Annotated in this window: 9 protein-coding genes and 1 pseudogene; 1 reads left to right on the plus strand and 9 read right to left on the minus strand. The window is 39.5% G+C overall.

Annotation, left to right across the window (positions count from 1 at the left end; translation table 11 throughout):
- Position 1: 1 nt before the first annotated feature.
- The 3 genes from KFO35_RS00665 to nifJ all read right to left on the minus strand — a co-directional run bounded on the left by KFO35_RS00665 (position 2) and on the right by nifJ (position 5,939).
- Positions 2 to 1,174 (minus strand): CdaR family protein, encoded by a 1,173-nt coding sequence (locus KFO35_RS00665; RefSeq protein WP_002314841.1) that lies wholly within the window; start codon positions 1,172 to 1,174, stop codon positions 2 to 4.
- Complete coding sequence (cdaA, locus tag KFO35_RS00670; RefSeq protein WP_002287821.1) at positions 1,171 to 2,058, minus strand: diadenylate cyclase CdaA; 888 nt, start codon at positions 2,056 to 2,058, stop codon at positions 1,171 to 1,173. Before cdaA ends, KFO35_RS00665 begins: the two co-directional genes overlap by 4 nt.
- A 188-nt stretch (positions 2,059 to 2,246) precedes the next feature.
- Positions 2,247 to 5,939, minus strand: a complete 3,693-nt coding sequence (gene nifJ / locus KFO35_RS00675) for a pyruvate:ferredoxin (flavodoxin) oxidoreductase (protein ID WP_156271808.1) — start codon at positions 5,937 to 5,939, stop codon at positions 2,247 to 2,249.
- A 190-nt stretch (positions 5,940 to 6,129) separates the two neighbouring features.
- On the opposite strand from nifJ, the gene KFO35_RS00680 reads away from it, so the two are divergent.
- Entirely contained in the window at positions 6,130 to 6,651 is a 522-nt protein-coding gene (locus KFO35_RS00680) for a DsbA family protein (protein WP_002314839.1), read from the plus strand.
- A 118-nt stretch (positions 6,652 to 6,769) separates the two neighbouring features.
- Here the strand turns inward: KFO35_RS00680 and KFO35_RS00685 are convergent.
- The 6 genes and pseudogenes from KFO35_RS00685 to KFO35_RS00715 form a co-directional block, all read right to left on the minus strand.
- Positions 6,770 to 9,001: pseudogene (locus KFO35_RS00685) on the minus strand (ATP-binding cassette domain-containing protein).
- 169 nt (positions 9,002 to 9,170) lie between these two features.
- On the minus strand, positions 9,171 to 10,106 hold the full coding sequence (gene whiA / locus KFO35_RS00695; RefSeq protein ID WP_002289698.1) for a DNA-binding protein WhiA: 936 nt from the start codon (positions 10,104 to 10,106) through the stop codon (positions 9,171 to 9,173).
- A 33-nt stretch (positions 10,107 to 10,139) separates the two neighbouring features.
- Complete coding sequence (locus tag KFO35_RS00700; RefSeq protein ID WP_002316327.1) at positions 10,140 to 11,138, minus strand: gluconeogenesis factor YvcK family protein; 999 nt, start codon at positions 11,136 to 11,138, stop codon at positions 10,140 to 10,142.
- Positions 11,135 to 12,019 (minus strand): RNase adapter RapZ, encoded by an 885-nt coding sequence (gene rapZ / locus KFO35_RS00705; protein WP_156271810.1) that lies wholly within the window; start codon positions 12,017 to 12,019, stop codon positions 11,135 to 11,137. Before rapZ ends, KFO35_RS00700 begins: the two co-directional genes overlap by 4 nt.
- 136 nt (positions 12,020 to 12,155) lie before the next feature.
- Positions 12,156 to 12,887 (minus strand): aspartate racemase, encoded by a 732-nt coding sequence (locus tag KFO35_RS00710; RefSeq protein WP_002314836.1) that lies wholly within the window; start codon positions 12,885 to 12,887, stop codon positions 12,156 to 12,158.
- A gap of 3 nt (positions 12,888 to 12,890) precedes the next feature.
- Entirely contained in the window at positions 12,891 to 14,156 is a 1,266-nt protein-coding gene (locus KFO35_RS00715) for a D-aspartate ligase (protein ID WP_002320122.1), read from the minus strand.
- Positions 14,157 to 14,374: the final 218 nt, after the last annotated feature.

Below are 14,374 nucleotides of genomic sequence, written 5' to 3' on the forward strand. Positions count from 1 at the left end.
CTTAATTTTCCGAGGAATTTGTTCTGCTCATTTGTGTTGATTCGCTTGTTTGCGATGTTTCTTCTGTACTCGTGGATGAACTGCTTGTTGCAGATCCCGAACTAGAAGAAATGGACGTTGTTGTTGAAGGTACCGTTACTGAATCAGCAGATGAAGTGCTTGTACTTGTATTTGTATCTTCTTGTGTCCGACTGCTTGTCGAAGCGGAACTGCTGCTTGACGTTTGCATTACGGGTGTAATCTCCACACTGACTGATTTAGGTTTGATACTTAGTCCTTCTTCTACTGGTATTTCGATTTTACGAGTTGTTCGATGACTGATTCCTGAGACATTGATCGGTACAGCGATACTGTCGCCGATTGATGCAAGCAAATCGCTAGATCCGCTTACTTCTGCTTCCAAGTCTGAAAAACTGAAATCATAGCTTTCAACCCCAGCAGCCGGTGTTCCTTGTTGCGTCCCATAAAGTCGTACCGTTTTGCTTGGTTTGATTGCATCAGCTTTCACAGTTACTTGCACTGGATCGGAAATGATACTTAATATTTCTCCTGCTGCATTCAGCGCTTGTATCGGCACTTTACTATTGATGCCATCATCCGTGACCATCGAAGCATCCACATCAGCTACTACTCGTTTGATTTCGGCCAACGTTTTGTCACCTGTAGTGATAGAGACTTTTTTAGGACTAACGGAAGTATCATCTAGTTCATATCCAGATGGTGTGATCGTTGAAGGGATCAATGTTTCCACATCGAAATCTTTTGTCACCTTTTTCTCAACCGTTACTGTAATAGTCGATGGTTCCATCTTTGCTGTGACAGCACTGCTCAAGTTCTGAATTTTCAGCGGAACTTCATGTGTTCCTTCGCCAAGCTTAGTGATATCTGCAGTGATGCGAAACATCCGTGTATCTTCGTTTGCTTCTGCATTCAACTGGACTCGGTTGGCACTGGAAAGTTTGACAGTCACTGTGTTTTCATATCCATGGATATAATAGCGTTGCGAATCATATGAAATTTTGATTGGTACACCAGTGACTGTTTGATTATACGCTTCATTTCCAGAAAGCGTGTTTTGAACGGACTGTCCATTTGCATTGAAGTACAGTGCAATACTGAACAGCAATGCAATAAAACTGTAAAGAATACTTGTCCGTTTCTCTTTTGAGATCATTTGCGATCCCCTCCCTTAGTCATACCGTCTAGGAAAGATTGAATCACGTTTTTCTTATTTTTTGTTTTCTCTTCAGCAATTAGTTCTCTACGCAAGATTGCCAAATATTCTTGCTGGGATAAGCCAGCCATCAGTTCATTGTCTAACGTGATGCTGACGTCCCCGGTTTCTTCAGAGACAACGATGGTGATCGCGTCGCTGACTTCGCTTATACCGACAGCTGCCCGGTGTCGAGTCCCGAATTCTTTAGGGATCAACATACTTTCTGATAGTGGAAGATAGGCGCTTGCTACTGCGATCTTTCCTTCTTTTACAATAACTGCACCATCATGCAGCGGTGTATTAGGAATAAAGATATTGATCAGCAACTCCCCAGTGATATCTGCATCTAAAGCAATCCCTGTCTCAATATACTCATCTAATCCAGTATGACGTTCGATAGTGATCAGTGCACCGATTTTTCGCTTGGACATATATTGGATGGCTTTGTCAAAAGACAAGATCATCTTCTCATCTTCCTGCTGTTCGCTTTTTGATTGTTTGAAAAGCGAACTGCGTCCAAGATGTTCCAGTCCTCTCCGGATTTCCGGCTGAAAAATCACGATAGCAGCTATCACCCCGTACGTGATGACTTGGTTCATCAACCAAGACAAGGTGTGCAGACCAATGATTTCCGCTACGATTCGGATAACAATAAAAATAGCTACACCTTTCAGAAGCTGAATCGCTTTTGTGCCTCGCAGCAGTTGGATCAGTTTGTATACAAGATACCAGACAACCAGAATATCAAGTATGTTCACCAAAAAATTCAGAGAGAACAAGTCACCGGAAAACATTTGCTGCCAATAGTCCAAATTAAAAAGTTCCCCGATTTGAAATGACATAAAAAGCCTCTCTTCTCTTTTGAGATTTCCTCTCTAGTATATCATATGTTTTAATTTTAGAGGCTGATCTGCTCGTTTTTTTCTTGAGAAAAACACATAATTTTCAAGAAAATTACAAGTATGCGTTTTATTTTTCTCTAGAATAAAATTTTTTAAACCTCAGAGAATTATTCATTACATTTTTTCTGTTATTTTTCACTTTTTTCTTCTGTAACGTGTTCCATTTTTTTACGTCGTTCTGCTCTGGCGGCTCTTCGGGCTGCTCTTCTTTCTTCCGCTTCAAGATCCGTCGTTTTTTCTTTTCTCGTCTTAACGACTACATCAATAGACTCTTCTGGTTCAAGTCTTTTCTTGATTTTTTCTAATTCTCCTGACAGTGCAGCATAGTTGTAAAAACGTGTTTTAGCATCTTGGACAGTCTTTTCAAATAAAGCTTTTGCAAGATTTGGATTTGCGTTCTCTAGCGAGGAAAAGCGAACTTGTTTCCTCATGAAATCAGGCATAGTAGAGAAATCAGGTTTTTTGTAGTCCAAAGTCATTGGTTTTTTGTTTTTTTCGACCATTGTAGGGTTATATCGATATAATGACCAATAACCAGAAGAAACAGCTTCTTTTGCTTCTTTAAGCGATTCTTTCATTCCACCAAGCAAACCATGTGTGATACAAGGTGTATAGGCAATAATCAGAGAAGGACCAGGATACTTTTCTGCTTCTTCAAATGCTTTGATTGTCTGCATTTGATTGGCACCTGAAGCGATTTGTGCTACATAGACATTCCCATATGTCATCGCCATCATCCCTAAGTCTTTCTTTGAAGCATATTTTCCACTAGCTGAAAATTTAGCGATTGCCGAAGCTGGTGTTGCTTTTGAGGTTTGACCGCCGGTATTGGAATAGACTTCGTTATCCAAAACAAGGATATTTACGTCTGCTCCGCTGGCAAGTACATGATCGATTCCGCCAAAACCAATGTCATAAGCCCATCCGTCTCCGCCAATCATCCATTGGCTGTTTTTTACGAATAGATCTCTTCTCTTGTATATACCTTCCAATTCAGGGACAATTGATCGTTCGTTTTCGATCGCTGCTTGCAGTTTTGCTGCTCTTTGTTGCGTTCCTTCACTCTCAAAGAGATGTTCCAACCAGTCTTCCATCAATTCTCGCAGTTCTTCTGATACTTTTGGCAATACTTCTTTGATTGAATTTGCCAAAGCCTCACGACGAGTCTGTGCCGCCAGAAGCATACCATAACCAAATTCAGCATTATCTTCCAATAAAGAATTTGACCATGCAGGCCCTTGACCACATCCGTTTGTCGTATAAGGAGAAGCTGGAGAGGCACCGCCCCAAATAGAAGAACAGCCTGTCGCATTCGCGATCATCATTCGATCGCCGAACATTTGTGTCAATAATTTTACATAAGGTGTTTCGCCACAGCCTGAGCAAGCGCCTGAGAATTCAAGAAGCGGTTGGTTGAATTGTGTCGATAAAACCGTATTTTTCCCTTTCAATGGATTTTCTTTTTGTCTTAGCGTCATTGCAAAAGCCCAATTCATAGCTTGTTCTTTCTGTTCTTCATAAGGTTTCATTACTAAAGCTTTACCTTTTGCGGGACAAGCCTCTACACACAGACCACAACCTGTACAGTCTTCCACTGAAACTTGGATACGGTATTTTACGCCGTCTGCGCCTCGCATTTCTCTCACGATAAATCCTTCTGGCGCTTCTTCCATTTCCTCTTCATCTGCTAAAAATGGACGGATGGCAGCATGAGGACAAACAAAGGCACATTCATTACACATCGTACAGCGATCACTAATCCACTCAGGTACTTCTAAAGCGACACCTCGCTTTTCAACAGAAGCCGTTCCTAAAGGCATTTCGCCAGTTGTCATTCCATTTGCTACAAGCGTACCAACAGAGAGATGATTCCCTTCCTGTGCATTCACCGGCTCAAGGATTTCTTGTACATACCCCCTGTTTCTTTTATTGATTTTTTCAGGCATCTCCAATGTTTTCCAATTTTCTGGAATCACAACTTCATGAAGCAGTTTGATTGTCCGATCGATTGCCTGTATGTTTTTTTCTACGATAGCCATTGATTTATGCCCGTAGCTTTTTAGCGCTTCTTCTTTTAGCAACGGGATCACTTCATCAAATGGAATGATGTCAGCTAATTTAAAAAATGCTGTTTCCATTGCCGTATTGATTCGGCGTCCCAAACCAACTTCTTGGGCCAATCTCATGGCATTGATCGTATAGAACCGAATGTTATTTTCAGCCAAGTAACGTTTTAATTTTATCGGCAGATGCGTTTCTAATTGTTCGTCACTCCAAAGAGTATTCAGTAAAAAGATTCCACCTGGCTTCAATCCTTTGACCAAGTCATAGCTATGCAGGTAAGCTGGTGTGTGACAAGCAACAAGGTCCGCATGCTCGACAAGATACGCTGAACGTATCGGCGTATCTCCAAAACGAAGATGAGAGACAGTTAGACCGCCAGATTTTTTCGAGTCATAATAAAAATAGCCTTGAGCATATTTGTCTGTGTGATCCCCGATAATCTTGATGGCTGATTTATTTGCACCAACTGTTCCGTCAGATCCAAATCCCCAAAACTTTGCCTGGAATGTTTGCGGTTCTGTTAAATCTAGACTTTCTTTTGTTTCCAAAGATTGATAAGTCACATCATCCACGATCCCTATGGTGAACCGTTTTTTGCGTATACTTGGATCTTTTTGCAATTCATCAAAAACTGCCGAGATTTGATCGGGCGTCACATCTTTCGAACCTAATCCGTAGCGACCACCAATAATAGCCGGGCGAAATTCAGAATCATATAACGCACTTTGAATGTCTAATAAAAGGGGTTCTCCCCCTGCTCCTGGCTCTTTACTTCGATCAAGAACAGCGATTGCTTTTACTGTATGAGGTAACTTTTGCACGAATGTTTCCACTGGAAAAGGTCGATAAAGATGGATATTCAAAAAACCTGTTTTCCGTCCGTTTGCATTCAAATAATCAACTGTTTGCTCAATCGTCTGTGCAACTGATCCCATCGAAACAATGACCTCTTCTGCATCAGCTGCTCCGTAATAAGTCACCAAATCATAAGAAGTACCTCGTAATCGATTGATCTCTTTCATATATTTTTGTACGATTGCAGGTAACTTATCATAATACGGATTGATTGTTTCCCGTTGTTGAAAATGAATATCTGGATTCTGGTTCGTGCCACTAACTGTCGGATGATTGGGATTCATCCCTCGTTTACGAAAAGAAGCTAATTTCTCCTGATTGACCAAAGGAGCTAATTCTTCATATTCCAAAACTTCGATTTTTTGAATTTCGTGACTCGTACGGAACCCATCAAAGAAATTCAAAAAAGGCAATTCGCCTTCAATGGAAGCAAGATGGGCAACAGGTGCTAAATCCATCACTTCTTGCACACTGCTTTCAGCTAGCATCGCAAACCCTGTTTGTCTTGCAGCCATCACGTCTCCATGATCTCCAAATATATTTAAAGCATTCGTCGTCACTGCCCGACTAGCAACGTGAAAAACACTTGGCAGCAGTTCCCCAGCAATTTTATACATATTCGGTATCATCAAAAGCAACCCTTGTGAGGCGGTATATGTAGTTGTCAGCGCACCAGTTTTCAGTGAACCGTGAACCACGCCAGCTGCTCCTGCTTCGGACTGCATTTCCACTACTTTTACTGGTTGACCAAATACATTTTCTTTTCCTGCTGCTGACCATTGATCGACTAATTCAGCCATGGTCGAACTTGGCGTTATCGGATATATTGCAGCAATCTCGGTAAAAGCATAAGAAATATACGCGGCTGCCGTATTGCCGTCCATTGTTTTCATTTTTCGCATGATTCATCATCCTTGTTCATATTCTCTCTTATTATCTGTTCCATTATAACGTAAAATATTCCATTTTTTCTTTTATTTAGAAAAATATTTCACATACGTCTATTTCAATCATTTTTTTAGAAAAACAATCTAAATCGTTGCCTTTTTTTGTCAGACATGTGTAAACTATAACCGAAAGAGGTGTTTTTACATGGATATATCAGTGATTGATGCAACAAAAACAACTACAGAAAAAGGTATTACTTATGGTTCATCAGATGCTCCTAAAAAAATGATTGAATTCATCAACTTAGCTTGCCCATATTGCCGACAATGGTTTGAAGAATCTCATGAGCTATTGGAAGAAGCCGTCCAAAGTGGTCAATTACAGAGAGTGATCAAATTATTCGATAAAGAAAAAGAAAGCTTGCAGCGAGGAAACGTGATGCACCGGTATATCACGATCAGCGATGGACAACAAGCAATCAAAGAGATCAAACAAATATTCGATACTCAAGACGAGTGGAAACATCTTTCGCTCCAAGGAGTAGCGGATTTTGCAGCAGATAAATTAGGGCTGGCAGAACAAAAAGACGAACAGCTGAGCCAAGCTATCATTAACGAAGCTGAGCAAGCACATATTCGATTTGTTCCAACTGTCATCTTGGGTAAAGAAATCTTTGATGAATCTATTTCAAAAGAAAAACTAAAAGAATTGATCCAAGCAAAATAAAACAACAAGGGGGCTGTGACTAAAGTCTTGTCACAGCCCATTCCTAGTATGTTTTTTCCGAATAAACGGTGTTCCAGAAGTAGCTTCTGTCACAACCTCTCCACTAAACAGTATTCAATCAGATATTGTTTCCAGTGATCGTTTGTGCGTTCTTTAATCCTCCTGGAATCCCTTCATAAAGAATATTTCCACCACCAGATCCACCTTCTGGTCCAAGATCAATGATCCAATCAGCACTTCGGATCACATCTAGATTATGTTCAATAACAATGACCGTGTTCCCTTTATCCACTAAGTTATTGATAATTCGAATCACATTTTCGACATCTGACATATGCAGTCCTGTTGTTGGCTCATCTAGAATGTATATTTGTCCATTTGTTTTCAATTCATTAGCTAATTTCAGCCTTTGTGCTTCTCCGCCAGACAAGGTATCCATCGGCTGTCCAAGAGTCAGATAACCAATACCAACTTCTTTTAGATTCTCAAGCTTTCGCTGGATCTCTTTCTCATCAAAAAATTCAAGTGCTTCTTCTATGGTCATATCCATAACTTCTACGATATTTTTTCCACGATAACGATAATCCAAAACAGCTGGATCATAGCGTTTCCCATGGCAATTTGAACAAACTACCTCTGATTTGTCCATAAAGGATAGATTAAGCTCGATTACACCCGTTCCTTTGCATTCTGGACAAGCCCCTTTAGAATTGTAGCTGAAATATCCAGCATCAACTTGATTTTCTTTACCAAAAGCTTTCCGAATGTTATTCATGATTCCACTGAATGTGGCTGGATTTGACCGTTTGTTCGTATGGATTGGATTTTGATCAATAAGTAGGCTTTCTGGAAAGTCTTTTACAAATACATGATTGACCAATGTACTCTTGCCAGAACCAGCTACCCCTGAAACAACGGTAAATACACCTTTAGGGATTTCTAAACGAATATTTTTTAAATTATGCAAAGAGCTCTGGCGGCTAATGAAGGTTTCTGAAAATGTCCGTACTTCTTTTTTGATTGGTAATTGATGTCGCAAATAGTTTCCCGTTAACGTACCAGAATCCAGTAATCCATCATAATCCCCAGTATACATGATCTCACCGCCGTGACTTCCAGCATAAGGTCCTACATCCACGATATGATCGGCCACCTTGATGACATCAGGATCATGTTCGACTACCAGAACTGTATTCCCCTCATCCCGGATTTTTTTCAATAAATCATTAAGTAGGTGGACATCTCTAGGATGCAATCCTGTACTTGGCTCATCAAAAATATACATCATATTAGTCAAACTGCTAGCTAATTGCTTCACCATTTTTACTCGCTGTGATTCCCCTCCAGATAAACTTGAGGTCTCGCGTGTCAATGTCATATAGCCTAATCCAATATCAATCAAATCTTGGATACGTTTTTTGATACTGGCAATCAACGGATGACGCTCTTTGTTATCTAACGTTTCTAGTATTTGTAATAGTGAAGATAATTCTTTTGCTGTTAAATCGTATATATTATAACCGTTTATTTTAGAGTTTAGGACTTCGGGTGAGAAACGTTTTCCTTGGCATTCTGGACAAGTATCCATCTTGGTATATGTCTCAAGAACCTTTGCTGTTTTTTTCGTTGTTTCTTTTTCAGTATGGACATTGGTTCGCATGAATCGAGTGACAATCCCTTCATAAGTCACATTCATATCTCCCGCACTTGGTATATTGATTCTCTCTGCTTTTCCATACAATAATCGATCGTATTCTTCTGATGTGTATTCGGAGATTGGTTTGTTTGGGTCGAATAAACCAGTCTCTGCATACATTTTCCAATACCAAGTCCCTACCGTGAAATTGGGAAGCAAGATTGCTCCTTCATTTAGTGAGCGTGTCGCATCTACGGCGGCATCGATATTCAATGTTATCGTTTTTCCAATTCCTTGGCAGACAGGGCACATACCTTGAGGATCATTAAATGAATACGCATTGGCATAACCCAATGACGGTTCAGCAAAGCGTGAAAATAAAATTCGAAAAAGTGCCTGGATATCCGTTGCAGTACCTAAAGTGGATCAAGCATTTCCTCCCAGTTTCTTCTGGTTGATCAATACAGCTGTCGATAAATGCTTGATCTCATCAATATCAGGTCTGCTATATTTAGGCAAAAAATTACGTGCAAAACTACTAAAAGTCTCATTCAGCTGTCTGCCTGCCTCCTGTGCAATCGTATCAAAAACGATAGAAGATTTGCCAGATCCTGATACGCCAGTAAAGATAGTAATTTTATTTTTTGGGATACGCAAATCAATGTTTTTCAAGTTGTTTTCTCGTGCATGAATCAATTCAATATACTCTGTCATCCTTGTTTCTCCTTTAAAATCGATTTTTAAACAAATCTATGGCGAACAACGGGCAGTAATAGGGATTTATAGTTTGACAGAAGAAGAAAAGAAAAGCAAGTAATATTTTGTCAAATAAAAAAACTGATACATCCGCATCTCTGCTTCATGTATCAGTTTTTACATTGGATTACACTGCTTCTTCACGTAGTTTTTCCGCAAATTCATTGATTTTGCGTATGCGGTGATTGATTCCCGATTTGGATATCGCACCTGAGGGAATCATTTCCCCTAACTCTTTCAAACTGACTTCTGGATGCTGAAGCCGGAGTTCAGCAATTTCCTGAAGTTTTTCAGGAAGGGCATGCAGACCGACCTTTGCTTCGATCAATTCGATGTTTTCAATTTGTTTAGAAGCCGCATCGATCGTCTTATTCAAATTTGCTGTCTCACAATTAACTAGGCGATTGACCGAATTTCTCATATCCCGTACAATCCGTACGTCTTCAAATCGTAGCATCGAATTGGTTGCACCAATCAGTGTCAAGAAATCAGCAATCTTTTCTGCACCTTTTAAATAGGAAATATAGCCATTGCGTCGTTCAAGCGTTCGAGCATGCAGTCCGTAATAATTCAACATATCGCAAATGTCTTGGTTATGCTGTTCATAAATGGAAAATATCTCTAAATGATAACGGCTTGTTTCTGGATTATTGACTGAACCCGAGGCCATAAAAGCCCCACGTAAATACGAACGCATTTTTTGCGAATTCCCCATGATCTCGTCCGAAACGTGTCCATTGAACATCATACCATCCATAATATCAAGATCCATCAACACATCTTTTGTGCCTTGCTTCAAGCGGACGATATAGACATTGTTCTTTTTTAATTTCATTTTTTTACGAACGAGTAGCTCACTTCGTACCTGATAATGATCTTTCAAAAGAGAATAGATACGTCTGGCAATTGCAGCATTTTCTGTTTGGACGTTCAAAATAAACTGCTGGTTCACAATACCTAAAGAGCCGTTCATTCGCAACAAAGCAGCTAATTCTGCTTTCGCATGTTCTCGATGAACTTCCAAACCAGTTAGTTCTTTCTTCACATCTGCAGCAAATGACATCCTATTCTCCTCCTTTCTCCAACAATAAATTGCTTAATATTTTGAACCGAAAACTAATCGGAACAATTCTTCTACCACTTTGTCTCCATCATGGAAGACACCACCGTCTTTCAATTCTAAGAAATCGGTAGAAATCACTCGACAGCCTTCATTTCTCAATCCATGGAAATCATGTGCAACTTGTACTAAGTACTCATCATAGATTTCCGGGTCCATATAATCTTCTGGTACTTTTTCCGTATTAACTAGTACCGTGTCGATAAAGGGCTGCTTCAAATGCTTGTGTAAGACACGTATATGATCGGCATCGGTGAAGTGTTCAGTTTCCCCTTTTTGGGTCATGATATTACAGATATACACGGTTTCAGCAGTTGTATTAATCATAGCTTCGCCAATTTCTGGTATCACTAAATTGGGAAGGATGCTAGTGAATAAACTGCCGGGACCTAAAACGACCATGTCGGCATCCATAATTGCTGAAACGACTTTTCGTGCCGCTTTAGCTTCACTTTTATCATTCGTGTTGCAAACATAGACATGATCGATCGTTTTGCGATCAATCGCAATTTTAGATTCTCCTACTGCAGTCGTTCCGTCTTTAAAGACCGCATGCAAGGTCAAAGGCGTTTCTGAAGAAGGGTAGACGTGTCCATCTACATGCATCATTTTCGCTAATAATTGAATCGCCTCGTATGTGCTTCCTCGCATTTCGGAAACTGCAGCAATGATCAGGTTACCGATCGTATGATTCGCTAAGAACTGATCTTCTTTTTTAAAACGATATTGGAAAATATCTTCATAGAATTGCGGCATATCCGATAACGCTACTAAGACATTTCTCAAGTCACCAGGAGGAGCCATAGCGATCGATTCTCTGATTGCGCCGCTGCTTCCACCATCATCCGCAACAGTCACTACTGCCGTGATATCTGCTCCCTGATTTCGTAAACTTTTTAGAATAACCGGCAGACCCGTGCCACCGCCAACCACTACAATCTTTGGTTTCCTTATCCGGTAGGTTTTCATTTTCACGACCGGTTCACCGTCTCTTTCCTTTTATCCTTGTCCCGATGTGTCACATTGACTTTATATGTTTTTCCTAAAGCATTTGCCAAACGTTCAGTCAACGCCACAGAACGGTGTTGGCCGCCTGTACAGCCGATTGCAACCGTCAAGCTGCTTTTTCCTTCTTTGATATATCCAGGCAATACAGTTTCCAGAAGATCCAAGAATTTATGGTAGAAAGATTGTGTTTCATCAAAGGACATTACATAATCATAGACTGGCTGGTCTTTACCGGTTAGTGGTCTTAGTTCTGGAATATAATGAGGATTTGGCAAAAAACGTACATCCATCACGATATCAGAGTCAATCGGCAACCCATATTTAAAGCCAAATGATACAAATTCAATTCGAAATCCTTGGTCTCCCTTTGACTTGAAAGACTCGTTGATTTTTTCGCGTAATTGTCGTGGTGTCAATGTCGTGGTGTCAATGATCACGGAAGCTTGTGCTTTCAAGTCGTCTAATATTGCCCGCTCTTTACGGATTCCTTCAGTGATCAAACCGTCCATTGCCATCGGATGCACTCGTCTTGTTTCTTTGTAACGAGCAACTAGTTCTTCGTCCGAAGCATCTAAAAACAAGATAGAAGTGTCGATGAAGTTCGTATTTTCGATTTCAATCAGCATGTTTTGAATTTCTTCAAAGAAGGAACGAGAACGTAAATCTACTCCTAAAGCCATTTTTGTGACTTTACCTGATTCTTTGATCAATTCCCAGAATTTTGGAATCAATCGAGGTGGCATATTATCGATACAAAAATAGCCCATATCCTCAAAACTTTGGATAGCTACTGTTTTTCCTGCACCGCTCATACCTGTTATGATGACTAATTGCAAATTATCTGTCATATTTACGAACCCCTCTCACATTGTACATAATAAAATTATATCATTCCGGGCGTATCATTACCAGCTTTCTTTCTCTTTTACAAAAAGATTTGGACCAAATATCTTTTAGGATATTTGCCCCAAATCCAAGATTTTTCTACTTTTCAGATACTGTATCTAATGCTTCATTTCTTTCAGCTAATGCACGTTCGATCGTCCGATCCGCTAAAATAGATTGAGCATCGATCACTGGGTAATGGTTATCTTCGGCAAATTCATGCATCAAAGATAATTCCGTGCAACCTAGGATAACTTTTTCACAGTTTAATCGCTCTACCGCTTCCTCCAAAATCTCATAGTAGAGTTCTTGATTCAAGTGATCTGACTCTTTGATTTCATGATAGATCAAATAATTGATTTTTTCTTGAAGCGCAGTATCAGGAATCACTGTTTCGAATCCAAGATTTTTGACTTCGCGTTCATAGATTCCAGCTTTCATACTTCCTTCTGTTCCTAGAATCGCTACTCTCCCTGTCGTATGCTGACGGACAAGTTCATTTGCTGCTTCTCTTGGCATATGCAGGATAGGAATATCCGTTGCCGCTTGTAATTCTTCAAAAAAGTAATGTGCTGTGTTACAAGTCAACACAATGAAGTTTGGTCGCAATAAATTTTGTTTCTCAATATCGTCCAGCAGAAACGGCATTGGATTTTCTTCTGATCGATCTAAAATATAAGCTGTACGATCAGGAACTGTTGCATGATTGAATAAGACATAATTCAAATATTCTTGATCTTTTGTAGCTTTCGTTCGGTGGTTGATCAAGCGAACAAAACTTTCTGTCGCCATCGTGCCCATTCCGCCTAAAATACTGAAAAAATTCTCCATGAACTAGCCTTCTTTCACATGAAAATACTTTTTGAATCTTGGAATATAGTTATGGAACATATATTTCATCAACATCCAGCGCTTGATTGACCGATCTTTTTCATAAAATACAGTAGTGCCGTAACGATTTTCTTTGATCATTTGCTCAGCTAGTTTTTTGTCTTCATTTTCCCGAGCATATTCTAAAAAGATTTTTTTGGGCACACCCATCCATAATCTTGCTTTATCTGATTGATTCGTTCCATAGGTCGTTTCAACAAAGGGTTTGTTGAACACTCGATCTTCTGTGACGAAACGAGCCAGATTCAAGCCGTTCAATGTCACAAAGAAACTGCTACGTCCTTGTCTCAAATTGATTTCAAATAATTTATATTCTCCATCTCTAGGATCATACTTCATATCGAAATTGGCAAAGCCGGTATATTCGATTTTTTCCAAAAATGCTTTAATGGTTTGATAGATTTTTTCGTTATAATCTGGCATGATCACAACGTAATTTCCAATCGATGCTGGTGTAGGATCTTCTAACAGTGGATGACCAAGACACATCATCCGAACTTGATGATCTTCATCTACATACGCATTTAGCACACGCATATTACTATCATCACCCGGGATAAAATCTTGTACGATCATTTCACTAGTATAACCGGCTTCATAGATCCGACCTAAGATCAAATCAAACTCTTCTCTCGTTTCTAGAATAAACGCTTTTTTTCTTCCTTCAAATTGAACAGAAAGGTACTCCACACTGTTTGCGGGTTTCAAAGCAACCGGGAATTCAAAAGGCAATTCCTGTTCTAAGCGTCCATTTACTAACATTTCTTCTCTGACAATCAATGTTTTAGGATACGGAAGATCATATTCTTCACAAACTTCATAAAAGCTTACTTTATTGATCAGTCTTTCAAATAAAGAATAATCAATATACGGACAGATAAAATATTCTGACAGCTCTTGCTTATGTTGAGAGATCAATTCTGCATACCCATCACCACAAGCGATCAAAAGATATTTTTTACTCTTATCAGAATATCTTTCTTTTGCCAAACGAAGCATCGTCTCGATAAATACAGGGTCTTTATCAAATCCTGGAATGACTTCTACATTGACGATTTTACTGTAGCGGGTAGGGGCTAATTGATCAGAAGCATATGCTTGGCAGACTTTGCCGTATGCTTCATTAAAAGAACGTGCCATACCATAAACGTTCATGTCGCTTCCTAATAATATAGGGATAAATTCTTCATTTTCAATACTGTTCATCATTATCTCTCACTTACTCATAATCTCTTGTTTTTCTTTTCTAACTACACAAGGAATATCATACCATAAAGAAAAAAGCAATCAAAGGAAACTCCTCCGATTGCTCAATTCTTTTTTGAACGGATTGAACTTATAGGAAGTTTTTATCTATACCAATCAGTGTAGAAAGAACTACCATGTAATGATTCTAGAACACTGGTATTAAGAAAACAAGCAAAAAT

Origin of the sequence: Enterococcus lactis, assembly GCF_015751045.1 — a bacterium.
GTDB lineage: Bacteria > Bacillota > Bacilli > Lactobacillales > Enterococcaceae > Enterococcus_B > Enterococcus_B lactis.

Excerpts from the sequence above, each read along its gene's own strand:
- KFO35_RS00665 (WP_002314841.1), bottom strand. The coding sequence starts at position 1,174 with ATGATCTCAAAAGAGAAACGGACAAGTATTCTTTACAGTTTTATTGCA.
- rapZ (WP_156271810.1), bottom strand. The coding sequence starts at position 12,019 with ATGACAGATAATTTGCAATTAGTCATCATAACAGGTATGAGCGGTGCA.
- cdaA (WP_002287821.1), bottom strand. The coding sequence starts at position 2,058 with ATGTCATTTCAAATCGGGGAACTTTTTAATTTGGACTATTGGCAGCAA.
- whiA (WP_002289698.1), bottom strand. The coding sequence starts at position 10,106 with ATGTCATTTGCTGCAGATGTGAAGAAAGAACTAACTGGTTTGGAAGTT.
- nifJ (WP_156271808.1), bottom strand. The coding sequence starts at position 5,939 with ATGCGAAAAATGAAAACAATGGACGGCAATACGGCAGCCGCGTATATT.
- KFO35_RS00680 (WP_002314839.1), top strand. The coding sequence starts at position 6,130 with ATGGATATATCAGTGATTGATGCAACAAAAACAACTACAGAAAAAGGT.
- KFO35_RS00715 (WP_002320122.1), bottom strand. The coding sequence starts at position 14,156 with ATGATGAACAGTATTGAAAATGAAGAATTTATCCCTATATTATTAGGA.
- KFO35_RS00710 (WP_002314836.1), bottom strand. The coding sequence starts at position 12,887 with ATGGAGAATTTTTTCAGTATTTTAGGCGGAATGGGCACGATGGCGACA.